Origin of the sequence: Brevundimonas vesicularis NBRC 12165 (genome assembly GCF_001592205.1) — a bacterium.
Classification (GTDB): domain Bacteria; phylum Pseudomonadota; class Alphaproteobacteria; order Caulobacterales; family Caulobacteraceae; genus Brevundimonas; species Brevundimonas vesicularis.
In genome coordinates this window covers 80214-102368 of record NZ_BCWM01000002.1, presented here as the reverse complement: position 1 = coordinate 102368, position 22155 = coordinate 80214, and the positions used below count along the sequence as shown (strand labels likewise).

Genomic DNA, 22155 nt, shown 5'->3' with positions numbered 1-22155 from the left:
ATGTCACCTCAAGGTTACTTCAGGAGGAAGTCGTGAACAAGGACGAAAACGCCGCTGTTATGCGGGTGCAGTCGAGCCGGCGTCGATACTGGTGGGGCGGCGTCGCCATGCTCGTCATCGGCGCCGCCGCCCTGGCCGGCGGAGCGGGTTTCGCCCTCATGCATGGAACAGAGGGCGACCAGGCGACGACGGCGGGCGTGGCGGCCGGCTTTGGTTTGGGGCTGATGCTCATCGGCGCCATGATGGCCTGGTGCGGCCGCCCCGGACAGCCGATCGATGTGGCGGAGAGCCGGGACGGCGCACGCCGCGAAAAGCTGCAGCGGGGGCGTACGCAACAGCTGGTCCTCTATCCGTTGGTGCTGCTGCTCTTCATGGCTCAGGCGCATCTGGCCATGCAGAGGGTCCTGGGCGGCGACCACAACCTGGGCGCCTATGTGCAGATCTTGCTGCCGGTTCTGTACGGCTGGCTGATCCCTGTGCTCGTCATGGGCTGGGATTGGAACGCGCAGAAGAACCGCCGCTTGATGGAAGACGAGCTGACGCAGGTTCTGCGGGCGCGATCAATGATCCTGGCCTTTGTCGTGCTGATGGGCGGGGTGACCGTGGCGCTGGGTCTGGGTCTATGGCGCGCAGACTATGGCGTGCTGGCTCTGCCGTATGTCCTGGCGCTGGGCGGGGCGTCGGCGGGCCTGCGGTTCGCCTGGCTGGATCGCGAGGCCGGTCGCGATGGGTGATCCCAGGCTCGGCTCGCGGCTGAAAGAGGCGCGCACCGCCGCAGGCCTGACGCAGCAGGGGTTGGCCGACAAGGCCAGCGTCTCGCGCAAGACCATCAATACGGTCGAGAACGGCGTCTTCGTGCCCTCGACCGTTCTGGCCCTTGAACTCGCCCGGGCCTTGGACACGACGGTCGAGGCCTTGTTCTTCCTGAGAGAATGATCCGATCCATGTCCGAAAACCGCGAGACATCGTCGGGCGGGCGGCGCATCCTGCGGGCATGGATCAGGTTTTGGATCAGGAGGCTTGCTGGCGCGCCGTCGTGGCGCGGGACGCCCGTTTCGACGGGCGTTTCTTCACCGGCGTGACCTCGACGGGGATCTACTGCCGGCCGGTCTGCCCGGCGCGAACGCCGAAGCGCGAGAATGTGGTCTTTCACCCCAGCGCAGCAGCGGCCGAGGCGGCTGGCTTGCGGGCCTGTCTGCGGTGCAGGCCCGAGACGGCGCCGGAAATGGGCGCCTGGCGCGGCACGTCCAACACTGTCAGCCGGGCCCTGGCCCTGATCGAGGCGGGGGCGTTGGATGTCGGCGACACGGACGCACTGGCGACACGGCTGGGCATGGGCGAGCGGCAGCTGCGCCGCCTGTTCCGCCAGCATCTGGGCGCGGCCCCGGTCAGCGTGGCCCAGACGCGGCGCGTGCTGTTGGCCAAACAGTTGATCCACGAGAGCACCCTGTCGATGGCTGAGGTGGCGATGGCGTCGGGTTTCGGCAGCGTACGACGATTCAATGAGACGTTTCAGGCCCTGTATGGGCGCGCACCGTCCGACCTGCGGCGTCGCAAGGTCGAGGCCGAAGCGGGCGGGGTGATAAAGATCGGCCTGTCCTACCGCCCGCCCTATGACTGGGATGCCATGATGACGACCTTGGCGACGCGCGGCGTCGCGGGCGAGGCGGTTGTCGATGGCGTCTGGACTCGGCCGCTGCGCCCCGACGTGGATGGCACGGAGGGTGCGGTGACGGTGCGCCCCGCTCAATCGGGCAAGGCGGCGGTCGAGGCGCGGATCGACAATCTGAAAGCCTTGCCGGGCGTGCTGGCGCGGGTGCGGCGCGTGTTCGACCTCGCCGCCGACCCCGAGGCGATCACGCGCGACCTGTCGGCCGATCCGGTTCTGCACGCCGCAATCAGGGGCAGGCCGGGGTTGAGGCTTGCGGGCGACTGGATCGACGCCGGCGAGGATGCGCTCAGCGACGGGCTGGCGACGACGGACGCCGCGCTGCTGGCGCGCGCCGAGCGGTGGCGGCCGTGGCGGGCCTATGGCGCACTCTACTGGGCCCTGAGCGAGGAGCGGCGAGATGACCAAGCAGCCTGACATGCATCTGACCCTGGATCGCATTCCCTCTCCCGTCGGCGAGGTGCTGGTCGTCACCGACGCCGACGGCGCGGTGCGGGCATTGGACTTCCACGACTACGAAGCCCGTCTGCGCCTGCTGCTGCGCCGCCACTACGGTGAGGTCGTACTGACCGAAGGCCGCGCGCCGGAGCCGGCCCGTGGGGCGGTCGAGGCCTGGTTCGGCGGCGACCTGACCGCCTTTGATTTCATCACGGTCCGAACCGGCGGCACGGATTTCCAACGCGCAGTGTGGAAGGCCTTGCGCGACATTCCGACCGGCGAGACCCGCACCTATGGTCAGCTCGCTGCGGCCATCGGCGCGCCAAAGGCCGTCCGCGCCGTGGGCCTGGCCAACGGCGCCAATCCGGTCGGCGTCATCGTGCCCTGCCACCGCGTGATCGGAGCGAATGGAACGTTGACCGGCTATGCTGGCGGGCTGGAGCGCAAACGCTGGCTGCTGGCGCATGAAGCGGGCGGCCGGCTGCTCTAGCCTTGGGTGGATGGAGCGGGCTTCGGTTTCGTCGCGCGACACTATGGGATCGGCGGCGCGAGGCAACGGCCTGCGTCCCGGTTCGTTGTCTCGATCCCTACAGACTGGAGTATCGACGATGAAACTTTCCAATGGCGCGCTGGTGGCGGTGGTCGATGGCGAGAAGCTGGCCCTGTTCAAGAATACGAACGCTTCGGACATCAAGCTGACGCCGCTGGAAAGCCCGGCCATCGCGGATCGGGTTTCGGGTTCGGCCGGCCGCCGATCCAATGAGGCGAACCCCGACAATGACACCCAGGCCGAGGACGGTTTCGCCATGGGCGTCGCCGAGGTGCTAAACAAATGGTCGGTCACCAACAAGATTGACGAACTGCTGGTGATCGCGGCGCCCAAGACGCTGGGCGAACTGCGCAAGCATTGGCATAAGGACCTTCAAGGCAAGCTGGTCGGCGAGATCGCCAAGGACCTGACCGGCCATTCCAGCGATCAGATCGCCGCCGCCATCGACAAGGCATAACGTCAGTCAGACGGGCGCTGCGCGGCGCCCGTCCCTTGATCAGGCGGCGCGTCTCGACTGCGCCGTCTGACCCAGATCAAAGCGACTGATCAGACCCTCCAGTTCGCCGGCCTCGTTCGTCAGGGCGTGGCTGGCGGCTGTGGATTCCTCGACCATGGCGGCGTTCTGCTGCGTGAACTGATCCATCTGATTGATCGCCACATTGATCTCGCCGATGCCGACGGACTGTTCGCGCGTCGCGGCGGCGATGGTGCGAACCAGGGCGTTGGCCTCCGCCACCTGGACAGCGATGGCGCTGAGGCTATCGCGCGTCAGCGACACCTGATCGGATCCGCGCTGCACATTGCTTTGCGACAGGGCGATCAGCGCCTTGATCTCCTTGGCGGCGCTGGCTGACCGTTCGGCTAGGCCCCGCACCTCGGATGCGACGACGGCGAAACCGCGTCCGGCTTCCCCGGCCCGGGCGGCCTCGACGCCGGCGTTCAGGGCCAGCAGGCTGGTCTGGAAGGCGATCTCGTCGATGACGCCGACGATCTGGTTGATTTGGGTCGAGGACTGCTCGATCTCCGACATGGCGCCGATCGCGTCGTGGACGACGGCTTCGCCCTTGTCGGCCGCCGCCTTCGCCGCCTCTGTGATGCCGCGGGCGCGCTCGGCGTTTTCGGCGCTGCTACGCACCGTCTGCGTCAGCTCGTCCAGCGCGGCGGCGGTCTGCTCCAGACCGGCGGCCTGCTGTTCGGTCCGGCGCGACAGGCTGTCGGCGGCGGCGGCGATGTCCTGGCATCCGCCGCGCATCGACTGAGCCGTGGTCCAGATGCCGGTCATCGTTGTGTGCAACTGATGCAGGGCGGCGTTGTAATCTTCCGGGATGCGACGCGTGTCGGCGGTGAAGCCCGCCTCCGGCATTATCCAGGCCAGCTCGCCGGCGGCGAGACGCGACAGACCTTCGCCCAAAGTCTCGACAGCGCGCGTTTGCGAGGCGGCGAAAAGCTCGGTCTCCTCGGCGTGCCGGCGACGGTCGGTCTCGGCGGCGGCACGTTCGCGCTGTTGCTGGTCGCGCCGCGCCAGTCCGTCCGCAAGCTCGAGCCTGAACCCTTCAAGCGCCCGCGCAATCCGGCCCAGTTCGTCGGCCTTGTCCGCACCGGCCACGGGGATGTCATAGCGTCCGTCGCTCATGGTCCGCACATCGGCGGTCAGACGCGCCAGTGGGCGTCGGATCAGACGGTCGCTGGTGATCAAAAGGGCGACGATGATGGCGGCGATGATCAGAACGCCGCCGACCAGAAGCATCAAAGCCAACTGCCGCGCCGGGCCCTCGATCGTCTTGACGGGGATGTCCAGCACGACGGCCCAGGTCGCCTTTTGGCCGGGCAGGATCACGGGCTGAACCAGACGTCGAACCGGCTCGCCGTTCACGCTGACGCCCTCGACCGCCTGTGCTTGTCGTTTGGCGATGACGTTGCGCACGATGTCCGCGCCGGCGTCGGCATAGGCCTGGCCTCGCACGGCGGCGTCGGGATGCGCGACCCAGACGCCCTTGTTCGACACCAGAGCGACGCGGCCGGTGCCCAGCGGCTTCATCGCCGCCAAGCGCTGCGACAGGTTGGCCAGGGTGATGTCCAGTCCCGCGACGCCGATGATGCGGCCGTTGGCGCGCACCGGGTAGGCGACAGAGGTCATCGCGACCTTGCCGCCGGCGATGCTTTCTTCATAAGGCTCGACCACGACCGGCGCGCCGCTGGCCATCGGCTCGGTGTAATAGGCTTGTTCGAAGTCCGATCCGTCAGCTTCGGGCTCCATCGCAATCTGACCGTCACGGCGTACCCAATAGATTGAGAGACGACCGTTGACGTTGGAGCTGGTCGCCGCATCGCCGCGGTGGGCTGCGTCGGCCCCCACGGCGTCGGGGGCGGCCATGAACCAGGCGCCCATGACCTGATCGGTGGCCTCGGCGTTTGGCTTGACCAGGGCCAGATAGGCGGCGCGGTCGGTCAGGCCCGTCTGTCGTGCGGCGCCCAGGGTTGCGGCCAGGGTCTTGGCGCCCGTGCCGGCCGAGACGATCTCGTTGCGGATCTCTTGCGAGGCCTCTTGCGCAGCGCTTTCGGCATATCGGCCGGCCATGTCGCGGACGATCGCGCCGGAATAGGCCGTCACGCCGACGGCGGCGACAATCATCAAGGCGCCGATGGCGAGTCCCGCCACAACGGCGAGCTTCAGGGCGATGGACAGGCGATTGAACGAGAACATGACGGGCTCCGTAGGCCTGTATCCATGCGCCGCCGCCCGCAAACGCCCGGTTAAGGTCACACTACGTAGCTACGCGCCATCCAGAAACAGGCGGCACGCCGGGTTGGCGGTCTCGTCGACGTAGGGGTAGCCCAGATCGGCCAGGGCGGCGGTCAGTTGGTCCTGTTCCTGGGGCGGCACGCTGATGCCCGCGAGGACCCGGCCGACGTCGTCGCCGTGGTTGCGATAGTGGAATAGCGTCAGGGCCCAGGCTGGCTGGAGGCTATTGAGGAAGCGCAGGAAGGCGCCGGGGCGTTCGGGGAACTGGAAGCGCAGGATGCGTTCGTGGGGCAGGCCGACGGTGCGGCCGCCAACCATGTAGCGGACGTGCAGCTTGGCGGTCTCGTTGTCGCTCATGTCCTCGACGGCGTAACCGCCCGAACGCAGGGCCGCGATCAGGTCGTCGCGTTCATGCGGACCGTTTCGCAGGGCGACGCCGACGAAGATTTGCGCCTGCCCGTCGCCAGACCAGCGATAGTTGAACTCGGTGACCGAACGACCGTCCAGACTGTCCAGGAATCGACGGTAGTCGTCGCGGTCGTCCTTCATCGCCACGGCCAGCAGGGCCTCGGCGCCCTCGCCGATCTCGGCCCGTTCGGCGACATGACGCAGCCGGTCGAAATTCAGATTGGCGCCCGAGTTGACGGCGATCAGACTGCCGCTTCCGGGGTGGGCGGCGGCCCAGGCCTTCAGCCCGGCCAGCGCGACGGCTCCGGAGGGTTCGGCGATGGCGCGGCTGTCGTCGAAGATGTCCTTGATCGCGGCGCAGATGGCGTCGGTGTCCACCAGCACGATTTCGTCCAGCAGATCCTTGCACAGGCGGAAGGTCTCGGTCCCGGCTCGACGCACGGCGACGCCGTCGGCGAACAGACCGACCTCGTTCAGGGTCACGACCTGGCCCGCATCGATGGCGGACTTCATGGTCGGGGCATCCACTGGCTCGACGCCGATGATCCGGGTCTCGGGCCGCAGGAATTTGACGATGGACGCCACCCCAGCGGCCAAGCCCCCGCCGCCGATGGGCACGAAGATGGCTTCGATCGGGTCGGCATGCTGGCGCGCGATCTCGAGGCCAACCGTGCCTTGGCCCGCGATGACGTCGGGGTCGTCGAAGGGATGGATGAACGCCGCGCCGGTCCGGCCCTCCAGCTCACGGGCGTGGGCGTAGGCCTCGTCGAAGCTGTCGCCGTGCAGGACGACCTCGCCGCCCAGGGCGCGGACGGCCGCGACCTTGATGCCGGGTGTGGTGGTCGGCATGACGATGGTGGCGGGAATGTTGCGGCGTGCGGCCGCCAGGGCCACCCCTTGCGCGTGATTGCCGGCCGAGGCGCAGATGACGCCCCTGGACAGTTCGTCCTCCGACAGGCCGGCGATCTTGTTGTAGGCGCCGCGGATCTTGAACGAAAAGACCGGCTGCAAGTCCTCGCGCTTCAGCAGGACGGGCCGGTCGAGCCGGGCCGACAGGCGGCGCAGCGGGTCGAGGGGCGTTTCCTCCGCCACGTCATAGACTCGGGCGGTAAGGATGCGGCGGATGGTGTCCTGCATGGAAATGTTGCGGATAGGCGCTTGGAAGCAAAGAAGTGGGCTGCCGTCTAGGCGATATTCGCCGAAATGGGAACGGTTTTTGCAAATCTTTGTCTTCGGTGGCGGATAGGAGGCGGCATGCATTTCCTCTTGCACAGCGCCCGCATAGGCCTACATTGCGCCTGCTTATGCTAAATGTGAGCATAAGGGTATGGAGATGATCATGGCTGACGGCGCCTTTGGTCTGACGAAAGAGATGGAGCGGGAAACCGCGGGGGTGTGGGCCAAGGTCAAGGACCACGTCACGCCGCTGGAATGGCCCGCGCAGGCGCGCCTGATCAGCGAGATCAACCGGCTGAAGCGTGAACGCGACGCCGTGATCCTGGCCCATAACTATATGACGCCCGAGATCTTCCACGGGGTCGGCGACTATGTCGGCGATAGCCTGGGCCTGGCCAAGGAGGCCGCGCGGTCGGACGCGAAGGTGATCGTGCAGGCGGGCGTTCACTTCATGGCCGAGACATCGAAGATCCTGAGCCCGGAAAAGACCGTCCTGATCCCCGACCTGCGCGCCGGATGCTCGCTGGCCTCGTCGATCACCGGCGCGGATGTGCGGCTGATCAAGCAGCGCTATCCGGGGCTGCCGGTCGTGACCTATGTGAACACCACCGCCGATGTGAAGGCCGAGACCGACATCTGCTGCACCAGCGCCAACGCCGTTCAGGTGGTGGAATGGGCAGCCAGGGAATGGGGCGTGGACCGCGTCATCCTGATCCCGGACGAGTTCCTGGCGCGCAATGTCGCGGCCCAGACGACGGTCGGGATCATCGCCTGGAAGGGCCGCTGCGAGGTGCACGAGCGGTTCACGGTCGGCGATATCGCCGAGATGCGCGCCGCCTATCCGGGCGCGGAAATCCTGGCCCACCCCGAATGCCCTGAGGACGTGCTGGCGGCGGCGGACTTCGCCGGCTCGACGGCGGCGATGACCGACTATGTCGAGGCGCGCCGGCCCAAACAGGTGGTGATGATCACCGAATGTTCGATGGCCTCGAACGTGGCCGGCGACGTGCCGGGCGTGCAGTTTATCGGCCCGTGCAACCTGTGCCCGCACATGAAGCGGATCACGCTTCAGAACATCCGCGACTGCCTGTTGCACATGCAGTTCGAGGTCACGGTGCCGACGGACATGATCGAGCGTGGACGCCTGGCGGTGCAGCGAATGATCGACCTGCCGCCGCCCGCCATTCCCGCGCGCTACGACCTGGTCAAGGCGCGCCACCACGTCGATGTCGAGCTGATCTGAGCGTGACGCGGCGATCGGTCCCGGCGACGGGACGGTCGTCCGCGCCCATCTGGACGCCATGAGCAACACAGACACCACAGATCAGACGCCCCACCGCACGCCGGGACCTTGGGACGCCAAGCCCGAAGCGACATCGGCGCGTGAAACCGCGCCGGCGCCCACAGCCGAAGCGCCGGTCGAGAAGGACCAAGGCCTGGTGTGGGCGATGCTGTCCACGGCGTTGATGGGCGGCTTCCTGTGGTGGATCACGGGCAGCGCCATCGTGGCGGGCGCGGTGCTGATCGGGCTGTTCGTCCATGAGGCGGGTCACGCTCTGGCGATGAACAAGCTCGGCATGGGGCCGGCCCGCATCTATATCATCCCCTTCCTTGGCGGCTTGGCCAAGGCGCGGCGTGAGCCGAAAAGCGAGTGGGACGGGGTTCTGGTGTCGTTGGCCGGACCGGCCTTCGGCCTGCTGGCGATGATCCCGTTCGTCGGGGTCTGGATGGTTCTGGGGCAGGGAGAGTGGCTGATGGGCGCCTTCTTCATCGCCATGCTCAATCTGGTGAACCTGGTGCCTGCGCCGCCTCTGGATGGATCCAAGGCTCTTGGCCCGGTGCTGACGCGTGTGCATCCGCGTCTGGAGCAGATCGTGCTGCTGGTCATCGGCGTGGCGGTGGTCTGGTGGGGGCTGACGACCGGGCGGTTCATTCTGGCCGCCTTTCTGGCTCTATCGGTGTTCAGCCATTTGAAGCGCGGCGTCTGGCGTGCGGCCTGGGGAACGCTGAGCTGGCCCGAGGCGGCCAAGAGCTTGGCCCTCTATCTGCTGACCCTCGCGGTGTGCGCGGCGGCGGCCGTCGGCGCCCTTATGCCGATGACCGGGGGCGATCCGGCCGGCGCGGTGCAGTTGGGCCTCAACTATTTGGGCTTTGGACGATGAACCGAATGCGGCATGACGGACCTCTGATCGTAGGGGCCGGGCTGGCGGGGCTGTCGGCCGCGCTGGAGGGGGCCAAGACCGGCGCGAAGGTTCTCGTCGTGACGCCCGAGCCCTTGCTGAACGCCTGTTCGTCCGCCTGGGCGCAGGGCGGGATGGCGGCGGCGCTGACGGCGCAGGATTCGGCCGCATTGCACGCCAAGGATACCGAGGCGGCAGGCGCGGGGCTGGTCGAGCCGGTCGCGGCGCGCGCCCTGACCGACGCCGGGCGCGAGACGGTCGAGTGGCTGGCGGCCCTGGGCGCGCCGTTTGACCGGGATGCGGACGGCGGCTTCGTCGTCAGCCTGGAGGCGGCCCATTCCGTTCCCCGCGTGGCCCGGGTCGGCGGCGACGGGGCGGGCCGGGCCATCCTGTCTGCCGTCGTTGCCGCGGTGCGGGCTGAAAAGCTGATCGAGGTCTGGGACGACGCGCGGCTGAAGGCCCTGTCGCAGGATGCCGACGGCCGAGTGGTCGGGGCGATGGTCGTGCGCGGCGACCGTCTGGTCGAGATCACGGCGACGGCGGTGGTGCTGGCCACAGGCGGGGCGGGCGGTCTGTTCGCGGCGACCACGACCCCGGCCGCGTTGAAGGGCGAGGGATTGGCTCTGGCCGCGCGCGCCGGCGCGGAAATCCTCGATCCCGAGTTCGTCCAATTCCACCCCACCGCCATCGACGTGGGACTGGACCCCGCGCCGCTGGCGACCGAGGCTTTGCGGGGTGAGGGCGCGCGACTGATCGATGGTCAGGGACGCTGTCTATTGGGCGAGGCGGACGACGCCGATCTGAAGCCGCGAGACGTGGTGGCGCGAGCGGTCCATGCGGCGCGCGCCGACGGGCGAGGGGCCTTTCTGGATGCACGCACGGCGATCGGGGACGAGTTTCCTCACGCGTTCCCCGCCGTCTTCGCCGCCTGCATGCGCGCCGGGCTGGACCCACGCATCAGTCCGATCCCGGTGATGGCGGCGTGCCACTATCATATGGGCGGGATCGCCGCCGACGCGGACGGCCGTACGACGGTTGCGGGCCTTTATGCGGTCGGGGAGTGCGCGGCGACCGGCGTTCACGGCGCCAACCGGCTGGCGTCCAACTCCCTGCTGGAAGCGGCGGCCTTCGGTCGGCGCGCGGGCCGGTCGGCGGCACAGGAAGTCGGCGGCGGCCGCCCCTTGGCGGCTGATATTTCGCCTGACCTGCCGGATGCAGCGATGGCCGAACTGCGGACCGCCATGACGGCGCATGCCGGCGTGGTGCGCGATGCGGCGGGGCTGTCGGGCCTGATCGCCCTGATCGGCCGGCTAGAGAGCCAGCACGGGCCGGCGGCCGTTCTGTTGGCGGCGCGGCTCATCGCCCAGGCGGCGCTGGACCGGCATGAGAGCCGGGGCGGGCACTACCGGTCGGACTATCCGCAGACGGATAGGGCGGCGGTGCATACGCGTGTGCGGATCCCATACCCGGCGGCGTTGGAGGCGGCGGAATGAGACGACTTCCAGAAGTCCTGATCGAGCCTGTCGTGCGGCTGGCGCTTGCCGAGGATCTGGGTCGGGCGGGCGATGTGACCGCCATGGCCTGCATCCCTGAGGATGCGCGGATGAGGGCGGCCTTTGCGGCCAGGAAGCCTGGCGTGCTGGCGGGCATCGACTGCGTGCGCCTGGCCGTGCTGGCCATGGACCCCAAGGCCTCGGTCGATTTGAGTTTGAGAGACGGCGACGCCTTTGACGCGGGCGCCGTGCTGGCGGTGGTCGAGGCTGACGCGCGCGCCTTCCTCTCGGCCGAGCGGACAGCGCTCAATCTGGTCGGACGGCTCAGCGGCGTGGCGACTCTAACGCGCACCTATGTCGAGGCCGTCGCCGGGACGAAGGCGCGGATCGCGGATACGCGCAAGACCACGCCGGGGATGCGCGCGCTGGAGAAGCACGCCGTGGCCTGCGGCGGCGGGACGAACCACCGCTTCGGTCTGGATGACGCCATCCTGATCAAGGACAACCACGTCGCCGTCTGCGGCGGGGTCGCCGAGGCGGTTCGGCGGGCCAAAGCCTTCGCCCCACATCTGATGAAGGTCGAGGTCGAGGTTGATGGGTTGGATCAGTTGGACGCCGTATTGGCCCTGATCGACGAGGGTGCGGCGCCCGATGTCATCATGCTGGACAACTTCAGCCTGGACGACCTGTGCGCCGCCGTGGCGCGCGTCGCGGGACGGATCGTGCTTGAGGCCTCGGGCGGGGTCGATCTGACAACGGTGCGCGGTATCGCCGAGACGGGGGTGGACGTCATCTCGGTCGGCGCCCTGACCCATTCGGCGCCGGTTCTGGATATCGGCCTGGACGCGCTCTGACGGCCTCCAGGCGTCCGCCGATCAGGCGGGGCTGGAGGCCGTTTCGGCGACTTCGGTCTTGGCCGAAGTCTCGTTAGCCCGCGCAGGGCGCGAAGCCGGTTGGGCCGCGGCGGCGCGCGTGGCGGCAGGCGAAGACGTCGTCGACTGGGCCGCCGGCGCGGGCAGGGCGCGACCTTCCTGCGCCAGCACCATCGAATAGGCGACCGCCTGTCCGGCCTGGCGCGCGGTTTCGATCGGGTTGAGGCCGGCCTGGATCAGGCGCGGCTGGTCCGCCGGCGCCGCGCGACGGGCGGCGTAGGTGAAGGTCCCGCCGGTGGTCGAACGGCCGCCGAAGCGATAGAACAGATGGCTGCCGACCTGGCTGACCTGCACCAGCGAAGAACGCCAGCCCGGCGTCACGGCGGTGGTGTGGAAGTGGGTCGCATTGCCGACGCGCGAGAAGACCGACCCCGACATGGCGTTCGAGGCCACGGTCCTGGCGCGGTTCCAGGCGGCCTGGTTGACGCGGCCGCGCATCGCGCCCGAGCAGGTGAAGGAGAACTGGCAACCGGTGCTGCGCGCCGCCCCTTGGAAGACGACGCCGCAGACCGTCTTGGGGAAGGCGGGGTGGCGCACGCGGTTCAGGACAACCTGAGCCACGGCCTTCATGCCGTCGGCGCCCTCGCCACGGGCTTCATAATAGACGGCCTGAGTCAGGCAATCGAGATCGCGGCTGGCGTCCAGCGCGTTGGCCACCCGGAAGGCGGGCGCGGCGGTCGGTGCTATCAGGCTGGCGCGGCGAAGGTTGGGATCGCCGGGCGCGCGGAGTTGTTCGAGACGGGCGGCCAGCAGTTCAGCCTGGCGATCGCGCTGGGCCGAGCCCGCGCTGGTGTAGGGATCGTGTCGACGCGCAATGGTCAGGGCGCTGGCGTCGAGGCCGCCGGCGGCGGCGGCGAGGGCTTCTTCCGTGAAACCGGCGGCGGTGGCGCCTTGAATCCGTTCGGCCTGGGCGCGCAGCGTCGTCGCGCGCGCCGTCGTGCCGCCCAGATAGGCGCATCCGATCGCCAGTCCCAACAGACCGCCAAAGGCTGCAGCAGCCGTCATGGGCTTGATCTTGGCCACACGATCGGCGCGCAAAATGGCGCGCGTCTGCGAGGAATGCGACAACGAGGTAGTCCTGTTCAGCAGGGCGAGAAACGCAGCCCCCGGGGTAGTCTTGCCGGCGAGGCGACCCATTGCGGTCGCGGTCCAGCCTGCAAATTCCGGCGCTCGGCTCAGTGGCCCGGGCGTCGAGGACGGGCCTTTAGCCAGCCTTTTATGGCCTCAATGTGTTCGATTTGCAATCCGATGGTTAACGCCTCGGATTCGGTAGGTATTTTTCAGTCTCGGCGACCCGTGTGGCTGCAAAACGGCAAGACTGGATAAATCTATAGGCCGAATACTGTATCTATCAACAGTTAAACTTGCTATGTCTAGATATGCTGCATCGCAGCAAACTAAATGGAGCGAACAAATCTGTTTAGAATTGTGGCGGTGGTCGTCGGCGCAACTAGAGCTCAAGCCAGGAACCGCTATGCCGCGTTCGCGTTCAAGCGTGGCCTTTGGAGAGAAATCCATGACAAAAATTATCACCGTGACCGCAGCCGCTGCGGCGGCGCTCGCCCTGTCCGCCTGCGGCGCGACCATCGAACAGAAGGCCGCCAGCGGCGCTATCGCCGGCGCGGTCGTCGGCGGCCCGGTCGGCGCCGCCGTGGGCGGTGCGGCCGGGACAGCTGTCGGCCAAGCGCAAAAGCCGAACTAAGACCGCCTCGGTCGACGCACGCTCTTATCGCCGCGCTTGCGATCAGGGCTGCGGCGCCTATCTGATCGAAGTGTTGCGGCCACGCCGCCGCGACGCTCCAAATGACGCATCAGGCCGATTTGCGGGCTGCGAACCTTGATTTTCGCGCGCTTATCGGCTTTGTGCGCCCCGCTTCGGGCCGTGCGTGACGCAGCCTGACCCCCGACGACCGCCCTGGTCGCTCACAAGGAACCCTGACGCTTTCGCATGAAAGATCTGAAGACCGGATTCTCCGACCGCATTACCGCCCAGCAAGAGGCCAAGAAGGCCCTGCTCGCCAAATTCAAGCCCAAGGCCGCCGCGCCCGATCCCGAGTTCGACCGCCTGGCCGAAAAGCGCGCCGCCGAAAAGGAAGCCCTGCGTCAGCAGCATGAACTGGCCAAGGCCGAGTTGCGTCGCGAGAAGGCTGAAAAGGAAGCCGCGCGTCTGGCCGCCGAACTCGCCGCTCAGGAAGAGATCGACGCCGAGAAGCGCGCCGACCGCAAGGCGCGCAAGCAACTGACCAAGGAAGAGCAAAAGGCCAAGCGCGACGCCCGTTACGCCGCCCGCAAGGCCCGCCGCTAAATCCAGCTGCAGCTCCAAACAGATCGACGCGTCGCATCGCTGCGGCGCGTTTTTCTTTGGCCGTCGGGTCCTGCTTCGTTAGTTCGTCGTCGCGGCGCTGAGGCGTTCCAGCAGGGCGCGCAACTGGTCCGACGAATAGGGTTTGCGCAGCAGCGGCCAGACCGTGTCGGCCAGCACCGCATCCACGTCCTCGCCGACGTAGCCCGAGGTCAGGGCGATCCGCAGATCCGGCCAGCGCGCCGCCGCCTCGCGCGCCAAATCGATGCCGCTCATGCCGCCGGGCATCACCACGTCGGTCAGCATCAGATCGAAGTCGTCGGCTTGAAGGAACTTCAGCGCATCGTCGCCCGTCTCGGCCCAGTCGACCTCCAGCCCGAAACCTTCCAAGATTTCGAGCGCGATGGCGGCGACGCCGGCGTCGTCCTCCACCAGCAACATCCGCCCGCCCTCGACCAAGGGGGCGCCATCGGCGGCGACCAGGTTCGACGTCATCGCGGCGTCCTCTGCCGACAGGGGCGGCAGGAAGATGCATATCTCGGCCCCAAGTCCCGGCTCGGAGATGATCTGGACGCCGCCGCCTGACTGGCGTGCGAACCCATAGACCTGGCTCAGCCCCAGGCCCGTCCCTTTGCCGACGCCCTTGGTGGTGAAGAACGGTTCGAACACTTGGTCGCGGATGTCCGGCGACATGCCTTCGCCGTTGTCGGCGACGCTGACGCAGACATAGTCGCCGGCCGCCAGTTCGGCGATCTGTCCGGCCTCGACCGTGCAGGCCCGCGTCTGCACGGTGATGCGGGCCTGGCGGCCCTTGGCCCCGGTCACATCGCCCAGGGCGTCGCGCGCATTGACGATCAGGTTCAGCAGCGCGGCTTCGAACTGGGCCGGATCGACATTGGCGGGCGCGCCGCCACGCTTCAGCTTGACCTTGAAGTCCACGGCCTCGCCGACGGCTCGACGCAGCAGCGGTTCGCTCTCGCGGATCAGGGCGTTCAGATCGATCGGCTCGGGCCGCAGAGCCTGACGACGCGAGAAGGCCAGCAACTGATGCGTCAGGCTCTCACCCCGACGCGCCGCCGCCAACGCCGCCTCGCCCAGCTTCTTACGCTTGGCCGCGTCCTCGCTGCGCAGGATGATGTCCAACGCCCCGATCACGACGGTCAGCAGATTGTTGAAGTCATGCGCGACCCCGCCGGTCAGCCGCCCGACGGCCTCCATCCGCTGGGCATGGACCAGTTGCGCCTCGGCCTGGGCCTTTTCAATCAGGGCCTCGTCGACCCTTTCTTCCAGCAGTTCATTGATGCGTTTCAGGTCGTCTTCGGCCCGCTTGGCGTCGGTCACATCAAGGCAGGCCCCGACGTAGCCCTGGAATAGGCCTGAGGCGTCGAAGCGCGGCACGCCTTCAGTCCGCAGCCAGCGCGGGCCGAGCGTTGGATGACTGATCCGCGTCAGCGCCTCGAACCGATCCCGGGCCTCGAAGGCGCGCATGAAGGCGGCGGCGAACACGCCTTCGTCGTCCGGGTGGATCAGGCGTCGCCAGCTATCGGGCAGATGCGCGTCCGCCTCGACGCCGAAGAAGGTGCGGTAGCGCCTGTTGGCGAACACCATCTGGGCGGCGTCGTCGCTCATCCAGATCAGGGCGGGCGCGCTGTCGGCGACGGTGCGGAAGCGGTTCTCGGATTCCTCTAGTCGCGCCTGGGCCGTGCGCATGTCCGTCACGTCGAACGCCACGCCCACGAAGCCGACGACCTCCTGGCCCGCCAGACGGGGACGGGAGAAGGACTTCAGCCAGCGCCATTCGCCGTCGTAGCGGCGATAGCGCGCCTCCATCGAAAAGGGCTCGCGCGTCGCTTCCCCGTTAATCGATTCCGCCAGGATGCGCGCCTGATCCTCGGGATGCAGCGCGCTTCGCCAATCCAGGTTGAGGACTGTCTGATAGTCCGATCCGTGGAAATCGACATAGGCGCGGTTCACGAAGGCGCGCGTGCGATCCTGTTTCGTGACCCAGATCAGCACCGGCGCGGTGTCGGCGATGGCGCGGAACCGCTGTTCGCTCTCACGGGTCTCGTTTTCCGCGCGGGCGCGCTCGACCTCGGCCCAGGTGCGCGCCGCGACTTCTTCGACAAGGCTGACCTCGGCCTCGGTCCAGTCGCGCGGCGTCGCCGAATGGACATAGAGAAACGCGCGCAAACGTCCGGTCCGGATCAGCGGCGCGCGCACCAGGGCGCGGGTCTGGATGGCGTCGAAGGCGTCGGCGACCGCCGCCGTGCGAGGGTCCTCGCGCACATCTGAAATCTGGATGGTGCGGCCTTCGTTCAAATCCGAGATCAGACCTTCGCCAAAGGCGTTCAGGCTGAACTGACCCTGAGCGCTTTCGACGCCGGCGGTCCAATCGCGGCTCATGGAGACGACGCCCGCCGACTGATCGACCTCGCCATAGCCCACCCGCTCGACATCCAGCAGGGCGCCAAGCGTGCTCTCCACATCGGCCATGATGTCTTCGGGATCGGTCAGGTCGCGGAGCCGGTCGCTGAGGTCCAGCAGGAACGCCTGACGTCGCGCGGCGCGCGCCGCCGCATCCAGAGCTTCACGGGTTTCGGTCACGTCGAACGAGATGCCGGCATAGCCGACGAAGGTGCCTTGCCCATCGAAGCGCGGCCGCACGACGGCCCGCATCCAGCGCCAGACGCCGTCTTGTCCCTGAACGCGCGCCTCCATCTGGAACGGCTTGCGATCAGTGGCGCCGGCCTTCTCGGCCGCCTTTACGGTCTCCAGATCGTCGGGGTGAACGGCGGTCTTCCAGCCGCCTTCGCGCAACGCCTCGATGTCCAGTCCATGCAGGGTGAAGACGGCGGCGTTGACGAACTCGAACTCGCCCTTGGCGTCCAGCAGCCAGATTGGTGAGGGGGCGGTATCGGCCAGTTCGCGGAACCGGGTCTCGCTTTCACTCAACCGCGACAGGGCCTTGCGGAGCGACGCCCCCACCGCCGCGATGAACAGGCCGACGAGAACGAAGTTCCAGGTCGCCGCACCACCGATGGCGTCAAGCACGCCATCCCGGCCGGTCGCCGTCAGCGCGACGATCGCCCAGCCGCCGCCGGTGCACACCGCCAGCGCCGTCAAGGCTCCGGTCCAGCCGGCCGCCAGAGCGGCCAGGGTCACCGCTGGCAACAGGATGGTGAAGCCGGTCACCTCGCCATACAGTGGCGACGCCGCCGCCCGGATCGCCAGACCCGCGAGGGCGATGCCGATCCCGATCAAAAGGCGATGCGTCGGCGAGGCCGTCGACAAGCGCGCCAGGCCGATCAGCCAGCGATCCATGACCGCGATCCGCCGTTTCGATCCGCCTGCGCTCATATCGTCGGTTCGCCCCACCAGCGACGCGTTTGCTCCGCTGGAACATAGTTTTACACCTTGCGTTTGGGGCGACCACCCCTGACGCGCAGGGGGTTTGATAACGGCGGTCGTCGTGAGGCCGGAAAATGGCCTATAAGTCGGACTAGACGCGCGATCTCAGCGAAAGGCCGGTGCGCCGATCGCGGCTATTGGACCCTGAATGACCCGGTTGCCCTGGAAGACGATGTGGAAGGCGCTGCGGCGTTCGGCGGCGGCCTTGCCCGCGGCCGGCGCGGTGCTGGGCGTCGCCATGGCGGCGGGGTCCAGCGTGCGGCCCGATATGGATCGGACTGCTGAGGCGGTCTCGCGCATTACCGGCGGCGACCTCGGCGCGGGCGGGCTGGCCGCGATCAAGGGGCGACTGACGCCGTCGCAGCTGGCCGTCGCCATGCGGCATGATCCCAACCTTCTGCAGCCGGCTCTCTACGGGCTGACGCCAGGCTGGGAGAGCTTGACGCTGGCCGGAAAGCCGGGTCTGGAACCGGGCAAGAGCGGCCTTGAGGCCCAACGTCTGAACGCGGCCATGGCGCCCGCGTCTGGCGCGCTGCGTCCTGCCCTGTCGTTCGTGTTCAAGGGCAGCGCCGAGGATCGCAGGCGGGCTTTGCGCTGCCTGACCCAGGCGGTCTATTACGAGGCGGCGCTGGAGCCGGACAACGGCCAGGCGGGCGTGGCGCAGGTGGTCCTGAACCGCGTGCGCGATCCGAACTACGCCAACACCGTCTGCGGCGTGGTGTTCGAAGGCGCCGAACGCGTCACGGGCTGTCAGTTCAGCTTCACCTGCGACGGCTCGCTGGGCCAGACGCCGGTCGGCTGGGCGTGGGAGCGGGCGCGCAAGGTGGCGGAGCGCGCGCTGAACGGCGTCGTGGCTCAGGAAGTCGGCACAGCCACCCACTATCACGCCGACTATGTGCATCCCTGGTGGGCGCCGACGGTGGCCAAGGTGACGCAGATCGGCGCGCACATCTTCTATCGTTGGAAGGGCGTCTATGGCGAAACGGCCGCCTTCCGCAAAACCTACAATGGGCGCGAGCCGGCGATCGACGAGGCGCGTTTCTCGCGTCCCCGTATGACGATCGCGGCCGGCTCTGCAACCGGCGGCGCCGATCCCGACGCTCCGCTGAAAGACGCGCCGTTGAAGACGGTCGAGATCGATGGTCAGCAGCGGGTCGTCGGCGTGGTCAGCCTGGGCGGTCGCCGCCTGCCGACGCGTGATGAAGTCGCCGCCATCAACGCGCGCTTGAACGCCTTGGAGCGGCCCGCATCGTCCACCAAACCCGCCGCCCCGGCGCCCACAGGCGTCACGACGATGGATGTGGAGGAAGTCGGTCGCCCCGCGAACTGACATCCTGCATTGCAACGCTTCGCCACTCCGAGCATTGATGTCGATGGCCGGACATGACCGGCCCAGCGAGGACGCCTGCTTGACCCACCCCGAAGTCGATTGTCCGAGGTGGGACGAAGCCGACCGTCTGAAGGCCCTCACAAGTTACGGCGTGCTGGACACGACGCCCGAAGGGTCGTTCGACGATCTGGCGTCGCTCGCCGCGCGCATCTGTGAGGCACCGATGGCCGCCGTCAGTCTGGTCGATTCCCAGCGTCAGTGGTTCAAGTCCGAGGTCGGTCTGGGCGTGCGCGAGACGCCGCGGCCGCTGTCGTTCTGCGCCCACGCGATGCTGGGCGACGACGTCATGGTCATCCCCGACGCGATGCAGGATGACCGCTTCATCGACAATGATCTGGTGACGGGCGCGCCGCACATCCGCTTCTATGCCGGCTATCCGCTGAGGACGCCCGACGGCGTGCCGCTGGGCGCCCTGTGCGTGCTGGACGACACGCCGCGCCCGCAAGGTCTGACCGAGCTTCAGCTGATGGCGCTCAAGACCCTGGCGCAACAGGTGATGACGCAACTGGAGCTGCGCCGCGCCCTGTTGGACCGGGACCTCAGCGACCGCACCGCGCGGTTGGCGATGGAGGCCTCAGCCTATGTGGGGGCCTGGGACTGGGACATTCCTGAGAACCGCGTGATCGCCGACGAACGCTTTGCGCGGATGTATGGCGTGGATCCCGAAGCCGCGCGCGAGGGCGCGGCCATCGAGGTTTTCACCTCCAGCGTCCATCCCGACGACGCCCAACGCGTCACTGACGAGATCGACCGGGCCATGACGGGCGACGGCGCCTTCGTCAGCGAATATCGTTTGGGCCAGGGCGATGACGTGCGTTGGATTCTGGCGCGCGGGCAGGTCTATTTCGACGCGGAGGGCAAGCCGATCCGCTTCCCCGGCGTCGCGGTGGACATCACCGAACGCAAGACCATCGAGACGGACCTCGCCGAAACCGCCATGGCCCTGAGCGAAAGCGAGAGTCGGTTTCGGGTGTTGGCTGACGCCATGCCGCAGATGGTGTGGTCCACCCTGCCGGACGGTTTTCACGACTACTACAATGCGCGCTGGTACGAATTCACGGGCGTGCCCCTGGGCTCGACGGATGGCGAGGGCTGGAACGACATGTTCCATGCCGACGACCGCGAACGGGCGTGGACCGTGTGGCGCAACTCGCTGGAAACCGGCGAGCCCTATGAGATCGAATACCGGCTGAAGCATCACAGCGGCGTCTATCGCTGGACCCTGGGCCGCGCGGTGGCGATCCGCGACGAGGCGGGCGAGATCACCCGCTGGTTCGGCACCCTGACCGATATCGACGAGTTGAAGAGGCTGGAGCAAGGCCGCGAGCTGGTCAGCCAGGAGCTGAGCCACCGGATCAAGAACATCTTCGCCGTTGTCACCGCCCTGGTCGCCCTGTCGGCGCGCCAGTATCCGGAGGCCAAGGCGTTTTCGGCCTCGCTGCGCACGCGCATCGCCGCCCTGGCCCGGGCGCATGAGTTCGTGCGGCCGCACACCGAGACGTCCAAGACCACGATCGGGGCGACGACCCTGCATTCCTTCCTGTCCGACCTGTTCAAGGCCTATGCGGACGAGACGGGTGGGGCGCGCGTGGTCATCCAGGGCGAGGACGCCGTCTTCGACGATCAGGCGGCGACCTCCGTGGCCCTGCTGTTCCACGAACTGGCGACCAACGCCGCCAAATACGGTGCGCTTTCCGAGCGTGGCGGCGTGGTCACCCTGACGACGAAACGGCAGGAGGACCGCTTCGTCCTGACCTGGTCAGAAACGGGCGGTCCGGTCGTCCAGGGCATGCCGCAACGCACCGGCTTCGGCTCATCCCTTGCCAGCCTCTCGGTCGAGGGACAGCTCGGCGGGCGTTTGTCGCGCGAATGGCGGCCAGAAGGGCTTCAGGTCATCGTGGACCTGCCGGCGACGGCTCTGTCCCGACGCCGAGCGGCGGGCGGACATACAAATTAGTCCTCTATTGAAACTAATGCCTCACACTGACGTTACGTACGCTCCCGAGCACTGATTGAACCCATGACTGCGCGTATCCTCATCATCGAAGACGAAGCTCTCGTTGCGATGGAGCTTAGGTTCGTCCTGGAGGACCTCGGTCACGAGGTTCTGGGCGTCGCCGCGACCGCACAGGCCGCGCGCGATCTGGTGCGCGAGAACGACGTTGATCTGGCGCTGGTCGATATCCACCTTTCCGATGGTCCTACAGGGATCAACCTGGGTCGCGAACTGGGCCAGGACATGGGCGTCTCCGTCCTGTTCATGACGGCGAACCCCGGCATGGTGCGCGACGGCGTCGCCGGCACCATCGGCGTCTTGTCCAAACCGACAGACGAACATGCGGTCCAAACGGCTGTGGATTACGCCCTGCGTCGTCGCCAGGGGCAGGCGGTCGATTACGCGCCTCCGGGTCTTCAACTCTTCGCCTGACCGCCGCCGAGGCGGTTGCGGTCGCCGCCATGCGGCATATGTCGAGGGCTCCCTACAAGGAGACCTCCCCCATGACGACCCTGACCAAACGCAAGCTCGGCTCCAGCGGCCTGGACATCGCCCCCCTGGTGTTCGGCGGCAACGTCTTCGGCTGGACGGCCGATGAGGCGACCTCCTTCGCCCTGTTGGATGGGTTCGTCGAGGCCGGGTTCGACGCCATCGACACCGCCGACGCCTATTCGCGCTGGGTTCCGGGCCACTCCGGCGGCGAAAGCGAGACGATCATCGGCAAGTGGCTGAAGGCGCGCGGCCGGCGCGACGACGTCAAGATCCTGACCAAGGTTGGATCGGATATGGGGCAGGGCCACAACGACCTGTCGCCGGCCTGGATCGAGACGGCGGTCGAGGCGTCGCTGCGCCGGCTCCAGACCGACTATATCGACCTGTATCAAACTCACTGGCCCGATCCGAAGACACCGCAGGACGAGACGGTGCGCGCGCTGGATAAGCTGGTGCAGGTCGGCAAGGTGCGCGCCATCGGCACGTCCAATCATTCGGCCGAACAGGTGTCCGAAGCTCTGGACATCTCGCAGCGCGAGAGTTTGGCCGCCTATGCGACGATCCAGCCGCATTACAACCTCTACAGCCGCGACACCTTCGAGGGCGGGTTGCAGGACCTGGCCGTCAAGAAGGGGCTGGGCGTCATCACCTATTTCAGTCTGGAGAGCGGCTTCCTGACCGGCAAATACAAGACCGTCGATCAGATCGCCGGGACCAAGCGCGAGGGAATGCTGAAGGACAAGTTCGACGAGCGCGGCGTGCGTATCCTGGCGGTTCTGGACGCCGTGGCCCAGAAGAATGAGGCCACCTCCGCCCAGGTCGCCCTGGCCTGGCTGCTGGCCCAGCCGGGCGTGACGGCCCCGATTGTCAGCGCCACCTCGACCGACCAACTGGCCGACACGCTGAAGGCGGCGACGCTTAAGCTATCAGATCAGGATCTGGCGGAACTGACGGAGGCCTCGGCCTACTGATCGCGCA

General features: G+C 67.5%; 19 protein-coding genes. 15 read left to right on the top strand and 4 right to left on the bottom strand.

All coding sequences use genetic code 11. The features are described 5' to 3' along the window. Window positions 1-32 precede the first annotated feature (32 nt). The 5 genes from BVE01S_RS02085 (at window position 33) to BVE01S_RS02065 (ending at window position 3114) form a co-directional block, all read left to right on the top strand. A complete protein-coding gene (locus BVE01S_RS02085) occupies window positions 33-734 on the top strand; it encodes a hypothetical protein (RefSeq protein ID WP_066623589.1) in 702 nt (233 codons plus the stop codon). Further along, complete coding sequence (locus tag BVE01S_RS02080) at window positions 727-936, top strand: helix-turn-helix transcriptional regulator (RefSeq protein ID WP_066623588.1); 210 nt, start codon at window positions 727-729, stop codon at window positions 934-936. Before BVE01S_RS02085 ends, BVE01S_RS02080 begins: the two co-directional genes overlap by 8 nt. A gap of 70 nt (window positions 937-1006) precedes the next feature. Continuing rightward, window positions 1007-2086 carry a bifunctional transcriptional activator/DNA repair enzyme AdaA gene (locus tag BVE01S_RS02075; protein WP_244878340.1) on the top strand — a complete coding sequence of 360 codons (1080 nt, stop codon included), beginning with the start codon at window positions 1007-1009 and terminating at the stop codon, window positions 2084-2086. Next, on the top strand, window positions 2070-2597 hold the full coding sequence (locus tag BVE01S_RS02070) for a methylated-DNA--[protein]-cysteine S-methyltransferase (RefSeq protein WP_066623581.1): 528 nt from the start codon (window positions 2070-2072) through the stop codon (window positions 2595-2597). The genes BVE01S_RS02075 and BVE01S_RS02070 overlap by 17 nt, the downstream gene beginning before the upstream one ends. Window positions 2598-2715: 118 nt before the next feature. Further along, window positions 2716-3114, top strand: a complete 399-nt coding sequence (locus tag BVE01S_RS02065) for a host attachment family protein (protein WP_066623579.1) — start codon at window positions 2716-2718, stop codon at window positions 3112-3114. Window positions 3115-3153: 39 nt separating this feature from the next. Here the strand turns inward: BVE01S_RS02065 and BVE01S_RS02060 are convergent, their stop codons facing one another. Next, window positions 3154-5361, bottom strand: a complete 2208-nt coding sequence (locus tag BVE01S_RS02060) for a methyl-accepting chemotaxis protein (RefSeq protein WP_066623578.1) — start codon at window positions 5359-5361, stop codon at window positions 3154-3156. Between the two features lie 69 nt (window positions 5362-5430). Further along, a complete protein-coding gene (gene ilvA, locus BVE01S_RS02055; RefSeq protein WP_066623572.1) occupies window positions 5431-6945 on the bottom strand; it encodes a threonine ammonia-lyase, biosynthetic in 1515 nt (504 codons plus the stop codon). Window positions 6946-7135: 190 nt separating this feature from the next. Here ilvA and nadA point away from each other — a divergent pair, with 190 nt between their 5' ends. Genes nadA through nadC form a run of 4 tightly spaced genes read left to right on the top strand, consistent with a single transcriptional unit; the run spans window position 7136 to window position 11511 of the window. Further along, window positions 7136-8227, top strand: coding sequence for a quinolinate synthase NadA (gene nadA, locus BVE01S_RS02050; protein ID WP_174523839.1), 1092 nt, complete (start codon window positions 7136-7138; stop codon window positions 8225-8227). A 58-nt stretch (window positions 8228-8285) separates the two neighbouring features. Beyond that, window positions 8286-9146 (top strand): metalloprotease, encoded by an 861-nt coding sequence (locus tag BVE01S_RS02045; RefSeq protein WP_066623570.1) that lies wholly within the window; start codon window positions 8286-8288, stop codon window positions 9144-9146. Next, complete coding sequence (locus tag BVE01S_RS02040; protein ID WP_066623568.1) at window positions 9143-10657, top strand: L-aspartate oxidase; 1515 nt, start codon at window positions 9143-9145, stop codon at window positions 10655-10657. The genes BVE01S_RS02045 and BVE01S_RS02040 overlap by 4 nt, the downstream gene beginning before the upstream one ends. Continuing rightward, entirely contained in the window at window positions 10654-11511 is an 858-nt protein-coding gene (gene nadC, locus BVE01S_RS02035) for a carboxylating nicotinate-nucleotide diphosphorylase (RefSeq protein WP_066623566.1), read from the top strand. Before BVE01S_RS02040 ends, nadC begins: the two co-directional genes overlap by 4 nt. 21 nt (window positions 11512-11532) lie before the next feature. Here the strand turns inward: nadC and BVE01S_RS02030 are convergent, their stop codons facing one another. Then, the gene (locus BVE01S_RS02030; RefSeq protein ID WP_084375240.1) at window positions 11533-12657 is read right to left on the bottom strand and encodes a cell wall hydrolase; all 1125 of its coding nucleotides are present in this window, start codon (window positions 12655-12657) and stop codon (window positions 11533-11535) included. A gap of 448 nt (window positions 12658-13105) precedes the next feature. On the opposite strand from BVE01S_RS02030, the gene BVE01S_RS02025 reads away from it, so the two are divergent. After that, entirely contained in the window at window positions 13106-13291 is a 186-nt protein-coding gene (locus BVE01S_RS02025; protein ID WP_066623564.1) for a hypothetical protein, read from the top strand. Between the two features lie 246 nt (window positions 13292-13537). Then, the gene (locus tag BVE01S_RS02020) at window positions 13538-13894 is read left to right on the top strand and encodes a DUF6481 family protein (protein ID WP_017504725.1); all 357 of its coding nucleotides are present in this window, start codon (window positions 13538-13540) and stop codon (window positions 13892-13894) included. Between the two features lie 78 nt (window positions 13895-13972). On the opposite strand, the gene BVE01S_RS02015 is transcribed toward BVE01S_RS02020, so the two are convergent. Next, window positions 13973-17212 carry a PAS domain S-box protein gene (locus tag BVE01S_RS02015; RefSeq protein ID WP_244878339.1) on the bottom strand — a complete coding sequence of 1080 codons (3240 nt, stop codon included), beginning with the start codon at window positions 17210-17212 and terminating at the stop codon, window positions 13973-13975. A gap of 235 nt (window positions 17213-17447) precedes the next feature. Here BVE01S_RS02015 and BVE01S_RS02010 point away from each other — a divergent pair, with 235 nt between their 5' ends. The 4 genes from BVE01S_RS02010 to BVE01S_RS01995 all read left to right on the top strand — a co-directional run bounded on the left by BVE01S_RS02010 (window position 17448) and on the right by BVE01S_RS01995 (window position 22148). Next, a complete protein-coding gene (locus tag BVE01S_RS02010; protein WP_066623556.1) occupies window positions 17448-18629 on the top strand; it encodes a cell wall hydrolase in 1182 nt (393 codons plus the stop codon). A gap of 79 nt (window positions 18630-18708) precedes the next feature. Beyond that, entirely contained in the window at window positions 18709-20646 is a 1938-nt protein-coding gene (locus BVE01S_RS02005; protein ID WP_244878338.1) for a PAS domain-containing protein, read from the top strand. 63 nt (window positions 20647-20709) lie between these two features. Continuing rightward, on the top strand, window positions 20710-21117 hold the full coding sequence (locus tag BVE01S_RS02000) for a response regulator (protein ID WP_066623552.1): 408 nt from the start codon (window positions 20710-20712) through the stop codon (window positions 21115-21117). A gap of 71 nt (window positions 21118-21188) precedes the next feature. Beyond that, window positions 21189-22148, top strand: coding sequence for an aldo/keto reductase (locus BVE01S_RS01995; RefSeq protein WP_088582339.1), 960 nt, complete (start codon window positions 21189-21191; stop codon window positions 22146-22148). Window positions 22149-22155: the final 7 nt, after the last annotated feature.